Source organism: Streptomyces sp. GC420, from assembly GCF_009916105.1.
Taxonomy (GTDB): Bacteria; Actinomycetota; Actinomycetes; order Streptomycetales; family Streptomycetaceae; genus Streptomyces.
In genome coordinates this window covers 1-12,527 of sequence record NZ_JAAAXQ010000246.1, presented here as the reverse complement: position 1 = coordinate 12,527, position 12,527 = coordinate 1, and the positions used below count along the sequence as shown (strand labels likewise).

11 protein-coding genes and 1 pseudogene are annotated in these 12,527 nt (G+C 70.4%); 1 reads left to right on the top strand and 11 read right to left on the bottom strand.

Annotation, left to right across the window (positions count from 1 at the left end; translation table 11 throughout):
* From GUY61_RS25770 to GUY61_RS25755, 4 genes and pseudogenes are all read right to left on the bottom strand, one after another.
* A pseudogene (locus GUY61_RS25770) lies at positions 1-539 on the bottom strand (hypothetical protein); the annotation flags it as partial.
* A 7-nt stretch (positions 540-546) separates the two neighbouring features.
* Entirely contained in the window at positions 547-1,860 is a 1,314-nt protein-coding gene (locus GUY61_RS25765; protein ID WP_166632635.1) for a (Fe-S)-binding protein, read from the bottom strand.
* Positions 1,857-3,239 (bottom strand): FAD-binding oxidoreductase, encoded by a 1,383-nt coding sequence (locus GUY61_RS25760; protein ID WP_166632634.1) that lies wholly within the window; start codon positions 3,237-3,239, stop codon positions 1,857-1,859. The genes GUY61_RS25765 and GUY61_RS25760 overlap by 4 nt, the downstream gene beginning before the upstream one ends.
* The gene (locus GUY61_RS25755; RefSeq protein ID WP_208106463.1) at positions 3,239-4,897 is read right to left on the bottom strand and encodes an L-lactate permease; all 1,659 of its coding nucleotides are present in this window, start codon (positions 4,895-4,897) and stop codon (positions 3,239-3,241) included. The genes GUY61_RS25760 and GUY61_RS25755 overlap by 1 nt, the downstream gene beginning before the upstream one ends.
* A gap of 122 nt (positions 4,898-5,019) precedes the next feature.
* Between GUY61_RS25755 and GUY61_RS25750 the strand changes: the two genes are divergently transcribed.
* Positions 5,020-5,715, top strand: a complete 696-nt coding sequence (locus tag GUY61_RS25750; protein WP_208106462.1) for a GntR family transcriptional regulator — start codon at positions 5,020-5,022, stop codon at positions 5,713-5,715.
* Positions 5,716-5,798: 83 nt separating this feature from the next.
* On the opposite strand, the gene GUY61_RS25745 is transcribed toward GUY61_RS25750, so the two are convergent.
* The 7 genes from GUY61_RS25745 to GUY61_RS25715 all read right to left on the bottom strand — a co-directional run bounded on the left by GUY61_RS25745 (position 5,799) and on the right by GUY61_RS25715 (position 11,885).
* The gene (locus GUY61_RS25745; RefSeq protein ID WP_398956880.1) at positions 5,799-6,611 is read right to left on the bottom strand and encodes an enoyl-CoA hydratase/isomerase family protein; all 813 of its coding nucleotides are present in this window, start codon (positions 6,609-6,611) and stop codon (positions 5,799-5,801) included.
* Positions 6,612-6,646: 35 nt separating this feature from the next.
* Complete coding sequence (locus GUY61_RS25740) at positions 6,647-7,852, bottom strand: cytochrome P450 (protein WP_166632632.1); 1,206 nt, start codon at positions 7,850-7,852, stop codon at positions 6,647-6,649.
* A gap of 152 nt (positions 7,853-8,004) precedes the next feature.
* Entirely contained in the window at positions 8,005-9,369 is a 1,365-nt protein-coding gene (locus tag GUY61_RS25735) for a cytochrome P450 (RefSeq protein ID WP_166632631.1), read from the bottom strand.
* A gap of 9 nt (positions 9,370-9,378) precedes the next feature.
* Positions 9,379-9,969: an ATP/GTP-binding protein gene (locus GUY61_RS25730; protein ID WP_166632630.1), complete on the bottom strand. Its 591-nt coding sequence runs from the start codon at positions 9,967-9,969 to the stop codon at positions 9,379-9,381.
* Complete coding sequence (locus GUY61_RS25725) at positions 9,944-10,321, bottom strand: DUF742 domain-containing protein (RefSeq protein ID WP_166632629.1); 378 nt, start codon at positions 10,319-10,321, stop codon at positions 9,944-9,946. The genes GUY61_RS25730 and GUY61_RS25725 overlap by 26 nt, the downstream gene beginning before the upstream one ends.
* Positions 10,318-10,719: a roadblock/LC7 domain-containing protein gene (locus GUY61_RS25720; protein ID WP_166632628.1), complete on the bottom strand. Its 402-nt coding sequence runs from the start codon at positions 10,717-10,719 to the stop codon at positions 10,318-10,320. Before GUY61_RS25720 ends, GUY61_RS25725 begins: the two co-directional genes overlap by 4 nt.
* On the bottom strand, positions 10,716-11,885 hold the full coding sequence (locus GUY61_RS25715; protein WP_166632627.1) for a sensor histidine kinase KdpD: 1,170 nt from the start codon (positions 11,883-11,885) through the stop codon (positions 10,716-10,718). Before GUY61_RS25715 ends, GUY61_RS25720 begins: the two co-directional genes overlap by 4 nt.
* Positions 11,886-12,527 lie beyond the last annotated feature (642 nt).

Below are 12,527 nucleotides of genomic sequence, written 5' to 3'. Positions count from 1 at the left end.
GGCTGCGGGGCCCGGTACTGGGCCGGGCGCAGCCCGAACAGTGAACCGGCGGCGGCCGCCAGGTCGGCGGCGCAGTACACCGCGTCCTCCACCGCCACGCCCAGCCGGCGCAGCGCCCCGGCGAACGCGTCCTCCACCAGTTCCAGCCGTCTGGTCAGCCCCGCGGCGCCGACCGGCCCGCTGCGGGGCCGGTTCGCCAGCGCGGTGAGGATCTCCTCCGAACGGCTCTGCACCAGGCTCAGCGCCTCCCAGCCGGACGGCTGCCGGGCGGGCGCGACACCCTCGGCGCCCGGGAGGGGCAGCCCGAGAGCACCGCAGACCCGGTTGCCCACGGTGGAGTGCCATCCGGTCAGCGTGCCGCTCAGCTCGGCGTACAGGCCGTCCAGGAATGTCAGCAGGCCCGCCGCGCCGTCCGTCGGACTGCCCGAGTAGCGCCCGCGGCCGTCGCCGGGACCGCCGGCGTCCAGGTGATCCCGGAGCGGGTTCAGGCTGCGTGCGGCGAGGTCGGCCGCGGCCTGGCAGGCGTAGTCGGTGGGCACTGGTCTCTCACGACTCCGTGGTGTCGGCCGCCCGTGGGGCGGGCTCGGATTCCGCCGCCAGGGCGAGGAACTCGGCGAGGTGGATCGCCTTCGCCCTGGAGCGCTTACGTCGCAGCCCCTGCTCCAACTGCCGGAGGCAGCCGGGATTGACGACTACAACAAAGTCCACGTCGGCTTCCTCGACCGAGTTCATTTTCGGGTCCAGCATCTTTCGGCTGTCGGCCGGCCTGAGCATCGAGTACGTACCGGCCGCCCCGCAGCACTTCCCGGCGTCGGGGAGCTCCACGTAGTCGGCGACGGCGGCGACCAGCTCACGGGGCGGGCGGGTCACGCCCAGTCCGTTGCGCAGGTGGCAGGAGTCCTGGAGGGCTGCCCGCGCCCTGCGGCCGTTCACGGTGACCTGGCCGGTGGGCCGGTAGCCGTTCTCGTCGAGGTACTCGCTCAGTTCCCGCACCCGGTCGCGGCCGATGTGGTGCGCGATGTGGGCGGCGCAGCCGCCCGCGGTGGTCAGGATGGTGCCGGGCAGCTGTTCGCCGAGGGTGCGGGCGAGTTCCTCGCCGGTCTTCGAGTCGCCGTTGTGCGCGTGCAGGGCACCGCAGCAGCCCTGCTCGGCGGGAACGCCGATCTCCGGGCACAGCTTCTGGGCAGCGCGGGAGACCGCCGGGTAGAGGCCGCGTTCGACGCAGCCCAGCATCAGTGACACGGGCTGCCCGTCCGCCGCGCCGTCCGCCGCCGGGGCCTGCCCGGTCCCGGCGGGGGCCGCCTCCACGGGTGCGGGCCCGGCAGCGGGGGCCGTCACGGGCGCCGGCGCGGCCCTGCCGCGGGCGTGACGCCGTACCAGCCCCTGGAGGCGCAGCAGGCCGGGGCGGGACACCAGCATCATCAGGGCGCGGGCGATCCACGGGCGGTTGCGGCCGCTCCACTGGTGGTCGCGCCACTGCTCCAGCAGCAGGCCGTACTCCACGCCCGCCGGGCAGACGGTCTCGCAGGCCCGGCAGCCGAGGCAGAACGAGGACTCCTCGGCCAGCGTGGAGTCGTCGGGGGTGAGATCCCCGGCCTCCAGCGCCCGCATCAGCGTGATGCGGCCGCGCGGGGAGGAGGTCTCCTCGCCGGTGAGGGCGTAGGTGGGGCAGGCGGGCAGACAGAACCCGCAGGAGATGCAGCGGTCCAGCAGCTCCTTGTCGAAGATTCCCAGGCCCTGCCGGGGTGCGGGCGTCTGCGCGGGAGTGGGTGGGGCGGCGGACCCGCAGGCCCCTCCGGCGCACCCGGCGCCGGAGGGGCCGCACAGGCCCGGGCTGTCCACGCTGTCGTGGTCGGTCATGATCCGAGCTTTCCGGGGTTGAGGATGCCTGCCGGGTCGAAGGCCTTCTTGACGCGGCGCAGCAGGGCCATCTGGTCGTCCCCGAGCCGGTCGGCCAGGTACGGCAGTTTGGCGGCGCCCACGCCGTGTTCGCCGGTGATGGTGCCGTCCATGGAGATCGCGGCGGCGAAGATCTCGGCGAAGGCCTTGTGGGCGCGGTCGGCGCCCTCGCCGTCGTCGGGGTCCAGCACGCAGGTCGGGTGCAGATTGCCGTCCCCGGCGTGGCCGAAGGTGGCGATCCGAAGGTCGTACCGGTCGGCGATCTCGTCGATGCGGTCGACCATCCCGGCCATGCGGTGCCGCGGCACGGTGGCGTCCTCCAGGATCGTCAGCGAGCCGAGGCGGGACAGCGCCGGGAGCGAGCAGCGGCGGGCCGCGAGCAGCGCGTCGGCGCGGGCCACGTCCTCGGCCAGCGTGACGTCCATCGCCCCGTTCTCCTCGCAGACGTCCCCGATCCTTGCCAGGTTGCCCGCCACGTTGGCCGCGGAGCCGTCGTCACCGAACAGCAGCAGCGCGCCGGCGTCCCTGCGCAGGCCGAGGCCGGCGAACTCCTCGACCGCGTCGATGCACTTGCGGTCGAGGAACTCCAGGGTCGCCGGGACGATCCCGGAGGCGATGACGGCCGCGACCGCGCGCGAGGCGTCGGCGAGGGTGTCGAAGTACGCCACGCCGGTGCCGGTCTCGGCCGGTGCCGGGAGCAGTGCCACGGTGGCCTCGGTGATCACCGCGAGGGTGCCCTCGGAGCCGGTGAGCAGCCGGGTCAGGTCGTAGCCGGCGACGTCCTTCCACAGCCTGCCCCCGGTGCGGATGATCTCGCCGGTGGGGAGGACGGCCTCGAGTCCGAGGACGTAGTTGCGGGTGACGCCGTACTTCAGTCCGCGCAGCCCCCCGGCGCAGGTCGCCACGTTGCCGCCGATCGTGGAGACGGTGCGGCTGCCCGGGTCGGGGGCGTACAGGAGGCCCTTGGCGGCCGCCGCGTCCGCCAGCGTGGCGGTGGACACGCCGGTCTGGGCACGGGCCAGCAGCTCGTCGGAGCTGATCTCCAGGAGCTTGTTGAGCCGGGTGAGCACCAGGACGATGCCCCCGGTCAGCGGGACGGTGCCGGCGCACAGGTTGGAGCCGGCACCCCGCGGCACCACAGGGACGCCGCGGGCGGTGGCGTAGCGGAGTACCGCCGCGATCTCCTCGGTGCTGCCGGGCAGCACCACGGCCTGCGGCCGCGCGTGGAACAGGGGTGTGGCGTCGCGGGCGTAGGCGGCGAGAGCGCCGTCGTCCGACCGGACGTGGTCCTGCCCCACGATGGCGGCCAGGTCCCTGGCCGGATCGGTGCCGGCGGACATCAGCGCACCACCATCCAGTCCAGGATCGGGGTCGACTGCAGGTAGACCAGGGCACAGACCGCGACGAGCATGCCGAGGCCCCAGCCGACGACCTTGCGGAAGAGTTCGCCCTCGCGGCCTTCGAGACCGACGACCGCGGCCGCGATGGCCAGGTTCTGCGGGGAGATCATCTTGCCGAGCACGCCACCGGTGGTGTTGGCCGCGCCGAGCAGGTAGGCGGAGATGCCGGTCTTCTCGGCCGCGGTGACCTGGAGCATGCCGAAGAGTGAGTTGGAGGAGGTGTCGGAGCCGGTGACGGCCACGCCGAGCCAGCCGACCACGGGGGAGAGCAGGGCGAACGCGCCGCCGGTCTGCGCCAGGAACAGGCCCAGGGTGACGGTCTGGCCGGACATGTTCATCACGTAGGCGAGGGCGAGCACCGACATGACGGTGACGATCGTCCAGCGGAACTGACGGATGGTGTCGACGTACGCGCCCGCGGTGCGCCCGCCGCCGATGCCGTACAGCACGGCGGTCAGCAGACCGGCCACCAGCAGCACCGTGCCGCCGGCGTTGAAGATGTTGAGGTTGTAGGTGAGGGAGGCGAGCGGCTCGCCCTTGGCGTTGACGACGTCCAGGCCGGGCCAGGCGAACTTCCATCCCGAGTGCGCCTCCAGCCAGGTCTTGACCGGTCCGGCGGTGGCCACGGCGAAGAGCGCCACCACGATCAGGTACGGGGCGAAGGCCTTCAGAGCGGAGCCCTCACCGGTCTGCCGGCGCCGCAGCACCGCGTCCGACTGGGCGTCGGCGGTGGAGCCGCCTGCGATGACCGGGATCTGGCCCTGAGCGGCCAGCACCTCCCTGGGCTGCCAGACGCGCAGCATGCCCACGACGGCCAGGGCGCCCGCGAAGGCGGCCACGATGTCGGCGATCTCGTAGGAGATGTAGTTGGCGCTGACGAACTGGGCGGCGGCGAAGGCGAATCCGCCCACGAGGGCGACCGGCCAGGTCTGCTTCACACCGCGCTTGCCGTCCACCATGAAGACCAGGACCAGCGGTACGAACAGGGCGAGCAGCGGGGTCTGGCGTCCGACCATGGCGCCGAGGTCGGCCGCGTCCATGCCGGTGATCTTGCCGAGGGTGGTGATCGGGACGGCGATGGCGCCGAACGCGACGGGGGCGGTGTTGGCGACGAGGGAGACGGCGGCGGCCTTCATGGGTCTCAGGCCGACGGCCATCAGCATCACCGAGGAGACCGCGACCGGGGTGCCGAAGCCGGCGAGCGCCTCGAGCAGCGCGCCGAAGCAGAAGGCGATGATCACTGCCTGGACCCGCTGGTCGCCGGAGAGGGACCCGAACGCCCTCCGCAGCACCGCGTCCCAGCCGGTGATCTCGGTCATCTTGTAGATCCACAGTGCGTTCAGCACGATGAAGATGATCGGGAAGAGGCCGAACGCGGCCCCTTCGCTCGCGGCCAGCGCCGCCTGCCCCACGGGCATCGTGTAGCCGAGGACCGCCACTCCCAGGGCGACCGCCAGGGACACGAGCGATGCTTTCCACGCCTTCCAGCGGAGTCCGCCCAGCAGGACGAAGAGCGTGATCAGGGGGAGTGCGGCGAACAGTGCACTCCATCCGAGGGAGCCCCCGACGGGGTCGAAGATCTGTTGATAAGCGGCCATGACGCGTCCTTGCCTCATCTCGTTGCCATTCTGTGACCCCCGTCACTCCTGCCCGTGGGATCGGTCGATTGTCAGACAATGGAGCGTGTCTGTCAATGGATCGCGAGTGAACACATGCGAGAATGACCAGGTCCCTTTCGGAGGTGTTCATGGCTCAGGACGCCGCCATCCGGCTGTCCACCGTCTCGGTCGTCGAGGCACTTGCCGTATCGCTGCGTGACCGTGTGCTCGACGGCCAACTGGCGCCCGGCACGACCTTCGCGGAGACCGAGATCGCGTCCGAGTACGGCGTCTCCCGGCCGACCGCCCGCAGCGCGGTGACCGCCCTCGTCCACGAGGGACTCCTTCAGCGCGAGGCCAACAAGCCGGCCTATGTGCCCCAGCTCACCCGGGCCGACGTCGAGGATCTGTTTCTCGTCCGTACGCCGCTGGAAACACAGGTCGTCAAGGTCCTGGTCGAGCGCGGCACCGTTCCGGTGACCGCCGCGGAGCGCGCCATCGCGGACCTCGACAGGCTGGGGCCGGACGCGCCCCACAGCGCGTTCGTCGAATCGGACCTGCGCTTCCACCAGTCGCTGGTGGACGCGGTCGGCAGCCCCCGGCTCAGCCGGCTCTACCGCGGCATCAAGGGCGAAGTGCACCTGTGCATGGTCCAGACCCGGCACACCCTGGGGCGGGAGCGCATCGTGGCGGAGCACGGCGCGGTGCTGGAGGCGCTGCGCGCGGGGGACGCGGACGAGGCGGCCTGCCGGATGCGCGCCCACCTCGACGGCGCGTGCGACTCACTGCGGCGGCTCTTCGGGGGCGGCGAGGACTGACCGCCGAGCGCCGCCCGCCCGCCGCGGGATGCGCGGCGGGCGGTGTTCGTCCGGCTGGACGGAACTGCGTGATCGGGCCGTCGTCAGCGGCCTCGCGCGGAGCGCGGGGGGCGGGCGACGGAGGCGGCGAGGAGTTCGGAATCGAGCAGGGTGATGTCGGCGAGCCGGGACGACGCGGCGTATGCGTTCAACATGGCCTTGGTCGTCCGCTGCGCCGCCGGGGATCTGCGAACGATCGGCTTGACCCATTCGGCGACCGCGGCGTCGAGATCCGTCTCCGGTACCACACGGTGCAGTACCGCCAGCCGCTCGGCCTCCGCCGCGTAGAAGCTCCGGCCGGTCAGGACCAGCTCCCTGATCCTGGCCGCCCCCACCTCGAGCAGCAGCCGGGACAGCGCCCCGCCCCAGGCGGGCGGATGGCCCAGAGCCAGTTCCGGCATGCGGAAGCGGCTGTCGTCGGCTCCCACCCGCAGATCGCAGAAGAGGGCAAGGGCCACACCGGCACCGATCGCCTGGCCGTGGACCCGGGCTATGGTGACGGCGTCGACGGTGGCCAGGGCCTCGCACACCCGGCGTGCCTTGGCGCCGATGGCGTGGATACCGTCCCCGGCGGGATCCGAGGCGATCTCGGTGCCGAACTCCTGGCGGTCGCCGCCCAGGCAGAAGTTCTCCCCGGCTCCGGACAGCACCACCACCCGTATCCCGGGCCGGCCGTGCACGGAGTCGAGTACGGTCAGCAGTTCGTCCAGCATGACCGAGTCGACGGCGTTCCCCGTCTCCGGCCGGTCGAACCGTACGCTCAGCACAGCCCCGTCCTGGTGAACGCGCAGCGCGCTGAAGCCGTCGAGGCCTTCCGGTTCCCGGGGCGTGACGCGGTCCTTGAGTTTTTCGAGCACGAGGTTCCTCGCTGTGGGGGTCGTGAATCTGTTCCTCACCGCGCGACGACGGGCAGTGAGGCGAGGCGGCGGAAGGCCAGGCGGGGCGCCTCCCAGGTGGGTGTGGCGCCGACCCGCAGCGTGGGGAAGCGCCGGAGCAGGGAGGTGAGCAGAGCGGTCGCCTTCAGCCTGGCCAGGGGAGCGCCGAGGCAGTAGTGGACGCCGCCGCTGAAGCCCAGATGGGGGCCGCCGCGGCGGATGTCGAAGACGCCGGGCCGCTCGTACTGGGCGGGATCATGGTGGGCGGCGCCGACCATCGCGTACACCATCTCGTCCTTCTCGACGCGGACGCCGGAGATCTCCGTCGGCTCGGCGGCGATGCGGGTGTAGACGTGGATGGGCGGGTCGTAGCGCAGGCACTCGTCGATGGCGTCGGGGACGTACTCGGGATGGTCGCGGAGGAACTCCCGCTGCCCAGGGTTCTGGTCGAGCAGCCACACCATGGAGCTGAGCAGGGTGGAAGTGGTCTCCAGGGCGGCCATGACGATGAACTTGACCAGGAAGTACACGTTCTCGTCGGCGCGTTCGCGGTCGGGTTCGCGTTCGTCCCACAGTCGTATCCACTGGGACACGGTGTCGGTGCCGAGGCTGCGGCGGCGCTCCTGTATCAGGGCGGTGAAGTAGTCGTTGAGAGCCTGGGTGGCGGTGTCGGCCGCGGCCAGTTGCGCTCGGGTGGGACCCAACTCCTGCGGGTATACGTGACTGTGGACATGCCCGCTGAGTAACTCGTGGTCCTGCTCGGGAAGTCCCAGCCAGCGGCCGACCGTGATGATCGGCAGCTTCTCGCTGACCAGCGAGGCGAAGTCGGCCTCACCGTCCCGCATCCGTTCCTCCAGCCGGTCGAGGAGCAGGTCGACCGTGTCCTGGACCGGGCCGGCGAAGGAGTCGAGCCCCGCCCGGCCGAACAGGTTGCCCAGGGACCGGCGTTGCCGGGTGTGCTCGGGCGGGTTGAGATACGGCAGGCTCTTGCCCATCTCGCCCGACGAACTGGTGGTCCAGCGAGCGCTGTCGAGCTGACGGAACCGCCAGGCGGCATCGGGGACGAGCCACTGTTGGCTGTGGCGCACAACGTAGTCGCAGGCCTCGTACGAGGTCAGCAGGTGCCCGCCCCAGGGGGCGGGCACCACATTGCCGAGGCCGCGGAGTTCGGAATAGAGCGGATAGGGGTCGGCCTGCCCTTTCGGCGAGCGCAGACGGGACATCAGTGAAACCACGGTACGTCGATCGACACGCGTGCCGACGGCGGCAGGCTCCACAACACACTCCACTTCAGTGGCCAACGGAATATGCCAACGAGCTACCCCTCCGCTTGAATATTCATACAGTCCTACATCTCTTCATGCTGTTAGGGTTGTCACACCCGGCGCCACGAGAGGAACGAGCTCCACCAGCTCGTCTTCTCGGGCTTCGGCTGCGGCAGTGCCGGGGCTGCCCCGGGTCCGCCGTCCTGGTGCGGGACCCTGGCCGCGCGGTGGTCCGGGCGAGCCGGCGTGAACTGCGCCGGGAGCCCTGTCAGCGCCCGGGCGAAGATTCCCGGACGCCAGGTCAGCTTGTCCGGTGTGACCGCGAGTTCGATGTCCGGCAGCTGGTTGAGCAGCTTCTCGACTGCGGTGACGGCGATCAGCTGGGCCGGATCCTTCGCCGGACACGCGTGCGGGCCCGCACCCCAGGCGAGGTGCGCCCGCTTGCTGAGGGTGTGCCGGGCCTCCGACAGCGCGGGGTCGGCGTTGGCCGCCGCGAAGCTGATCATGACCAGGTCGCCGGCCTTCAGCCGCACCCCGGACAGATCGGTGTCGCGCATCGGGTAGTGGGCTGCGTAGTTGGCGATGGGAGGGCTGAACCACAGCACTTCGCTGATGGCGTCCTCGACGAGCAGCCCGGCTCCGTGCTGGCCACCGGCGTAGCGCTCGTCGGACAGCAGCAGATGCAGTGCGTTGGCGATGACCGTCTGCACGGGCTCTGTGCCGGCGCCCAGCAGCATGATCAGCTGGTGGATCATCTCCTCGTCGTTCAGCCCCGCGTGATGCTGCATCAGCCAGGATGTGATGTCGGCCCCGGGCTTGCGCCGCTTGAGGTGGACCAGGTCGACCAGGCTGCGCGTGAGTTCCGCGTTCGCGGCCTCCGGGTCGGTGCCGTCGAAGAGCGCGGACATGCCGGCGACGAGACGGTCGCCGATGTCGGGCGGACAGCCGAACAGCTCGTTGAAGACCAGCAGCACGACCAGCTTGGCGTAGTCCTCGATCAGGTCGGCGGAGCCGCGCGCGCAGAACTGGTTGATCAGGTAGGCGGAGACGTGCTCGACATGGCGGCTCAGCCGGTGGGAGTCGAGCCGCGCGATGCTGTCCGTCACAGCCTGACGGAGCCTCAGGTGCTCGGAGCCGTCGGAGAACAGGGCGTTCGGGCGGTACCCCAGCATGGGAAGGGCCGGGCTGTCCTGGGGTATCCGTCCCTCGTTCAGGGCGCGCCAGCGGCGCGAGTCCCGGGCGAAGGCATCGGTGTTCTGCAGCACGTGCAGCGCCGCCGCGTACTCCGTGACCAGGGTGGCGTGCACCCCGGGTGAGATCTCGACCGGGGCCGCGGGACCGTACTGGCGCATGTGCTCGTAGAACGCGTCCGGGTCCGCGGCGAACTCCTCGCCGTAGAGCGGGATCCGGCCCCCGCCGTTGTTGTGGGCCGGGCATCCCGGCGGAGGCGCCTGGAGTTCCGAATGATGGTGCATAAGAGGCTCCTAGCGGACACGATCCTGGAGATAGCGAATGAGGACCATGAGGGAATTGGCTGACGACTTCGGGTCACGGGCATCGCACTTGACGATCGGCGTGTCCGGAAGCAGGTCGAGTGCCTCGCGCAGCTCTTCGTAGGGCCGGTCCGGCGTGCCGTCGAAGTGGTTGACGGCGATCGTGTACGCGAGTCCGTACTGCTCGATGAGATCGATGACGGCGAACGACTCCTCGAGCCGCTCGGGGTCCACCAGCACCAGGGCGCCCAGCGCGCCCCTGGCCATGTCCTCCCACATCTGGACGAAGCGCTGCTGGCCCGGGGTGCCGAACAGATAGAGCACGAGGTGCTCGTTGATGGTGAGCCGGCCGAAGTCCATCGCCACGGTCGTGGTGGTCTTGCCCCGGACACCCTTCAGGTCGTCGATCCCGGCAGCCGCCTGCGTCATCGTCTCCTCGGTGCGCAGCGGGGGGATCTCGGACATGGTGCCGATGAAAGTGGTCTTGCCCACGGCGAAGTGACCGACGACCAGGATCTTGGCCGCGGTCTGCACCGCGTCACGCACATAGGCGCTGTCATCCAAAACGGGCCTGGAGACCATCCAGTACCTCCTGAAGGATCTGCTTGTCGACAAGCTGGGCGCGTGACACGGGAGCGCGCGTGATGAGGTGTCCGCCCTCCGCCAGATCGGAGAGCAGGATCTTCACCACGCCCATGGGCAGCCGCATGTGGCCCGCGATCTCGGCCACCGAGAGATAGCCCCCGGAGCACAGGTCGAGGACGCTCTGCTTCTCGGGCGAGAGGTGCCCGGGCCGCAGCTGCGGATCGGCGGCCGCCGTCACCAGGGTGATCAGGGAGAACTGATCGTCCTCGGGGAGACCGCGGCCGTTGGTGATGACGTACGGCCGCACTAATTCCGCGGCCTCGGGCTCCTGCTCGTCGGGGTCGATCATGGGCGTATGCCGGAGTTCTCGCGCGGCGGCGCCATCAGCGCCTTGCCGAGCTGGCCGACCAGCTGCTGCATGCGGAAGGTGATGTCCGCCATGTCGACGTCGGGCGCCGCCGAGACCGCGAGATAGGCGCCCTCACCGGCCGAGAGCAGGAAGACCCAGCCGCCGTCGAACTCGACCAGCGTCTGCCGCCAGTGCAGATTCGGGCCGTCGCAGAAGCTGGCGACGGTACGGCTCAGCGACTGCATACCGCTCATCGCGGCGGCCACCGTGTCCGCGTGGTCCCTGTCGACATCGTTCGAGCGGGCCATCAGGAGGCCGTCGGCGGAGACCAGGATCGCGTGCCGGGCCCCGGGAACCTCCAGAGCGCTGTCAAGCATCCACGAAAGGTCGTTCTTCACTGGACTTCATGCCCTTCACTGCTGGCGCCGCGCGCACTGTTCGCGCTGCTCGCACTGTCCGCGTTCGCGACGCGACCGGATTGTGTACCACGCTGGAAGGCGCCCATGATCGACGCGGTCTCCTCCGTGGAGCGGGCCGGGGGCGCGGTCTCGCCGGCCGGCGGCACGATCGCCATGGCCCCCCTGCGCCGGCGCTTCGGCAGGCCGCCCGCGGTGGTGGCCGGCACGGCCGCCGGCTCGGGGCCGCCGCTCTGCCGGGGTATCGGCGCGGGTGCGCTCGCCACAGGCGGCTCCTTCGGCTCGGGCATGCTGGTGAGCAGGTCGTCGGGCAGCAGGACCACCGCACGCACACCGCCGTACGGAGACGTGGAGTCCACGGAGACGCTGAAGCCGTACCGGGCGCAGAGCACACCGATCACCGCGAAACCGAACTGGGGAGGGTTGCCGAGCCCGGAGACCCCCGAGGCGCGGTCTCCCGAGAGCAGCTTGGCCGCCCGGGCCTTCTCCTCCTCGTTCATACCGACACCGGCGTCGTCGATGATGATGCAGACGCCCTTGGGCACGGTGCGGATGTTGATCTCGATCATCGTTTCCGGCGCCGAGTAGCTGGTCGCGTTGTCCAGCAGTTCGGCGAGGGCCAGCGCCACCGGTTCCACGGCCCGGCTGGTGATCGCGAAGTTGATCTGGGAGCGGATCTCCACGCGCTGGAAGTGCCGGATACGGCCCTTCGCGCTGCGGACCACGTCGTAGACCGATGCCACGGAGCGCTGCCGGCCGAGCCAGCCGTCACAGAGCACGGCGATCGACTGGGCACGGCGCCCGAACTGCGAGTTCATGTGGTCGATCTCCAGGAGATCCTGGAGGATCGAGGACTCGCCGTACTTGTCCTGGAGCTTCGAGATGACCAGCTGCTGTTCACCCGCAAGACCCTGCAGCGTCCGCATCGCGGACTTCAGCGCGGTCTTGGTTGCTTCCTCGGCGCGGAGCTTGGCGTCCTCGACGGCCGCCGAATAGTGGTTCTCCAGCTCGCCGTAATGGTTTCTGAGGTCCTCGTTCTCCTGCCGGAGTCTCTTGGCCGTCTTCCGCCCGCGAACAATGGCGGTGGCGGCGAGCGGAGTTCCGACGATGAGACCCCAGAGCGCCGGGTCCTGTATGTATTGCGTCATAAGACTCTCTTCAAGCGACTGGACCGCCAGATGCTGAATTCCCGCAATGCGGCGGGCCGTGACGCTTTCTCCAGCGCCCGGTCGGTCCCCCTCGGCCCAGAAGGCCGTACACGTCCGAGGCCCGCTCGACGAGTGCGGTGATCGTATCACCGCTCTTCGTCGCGACTGTCCTCAGCAGGACTGTCTCACAAGGGGTTTGACCTTAAGTCAGTTGGTGTGGGGAGGTTACTCGCGCCATCCGCGCACGTAGTCGGGGCGCTGCGGGGTGCCTCGCGGGAGAGGACGGGAGGCCGAGCCGCAGGAGTGCGTGCGAGGCGGCCGGGGAGTGGCCGGGGATATCCGAAAGGCCGCCCTGGTCACTTTCTCGATATGCGGCTTTCCTCTTCGGCTTCGGTCTCGTGAAGAGTTCGTGGAGTAATGGCGCACGGGTTCGCGGGCGCGGTAAAGGGCCCCGGGCCGTGCACCCGCGCGTGCGCATGTGAAACCATCGCCGGATGAGCGGAGACGACCCGGACCCCGGATCCGCCGGGCCGAGCGATCCACCTGGAGATCGCGTCGGCCGCCGGCGCGCCCCGGCAGCGAGTCCGCTTCGACGACGCCCCGATGGACATCGAGCCCGACGGCGTGCTGGGCACCGCGGCC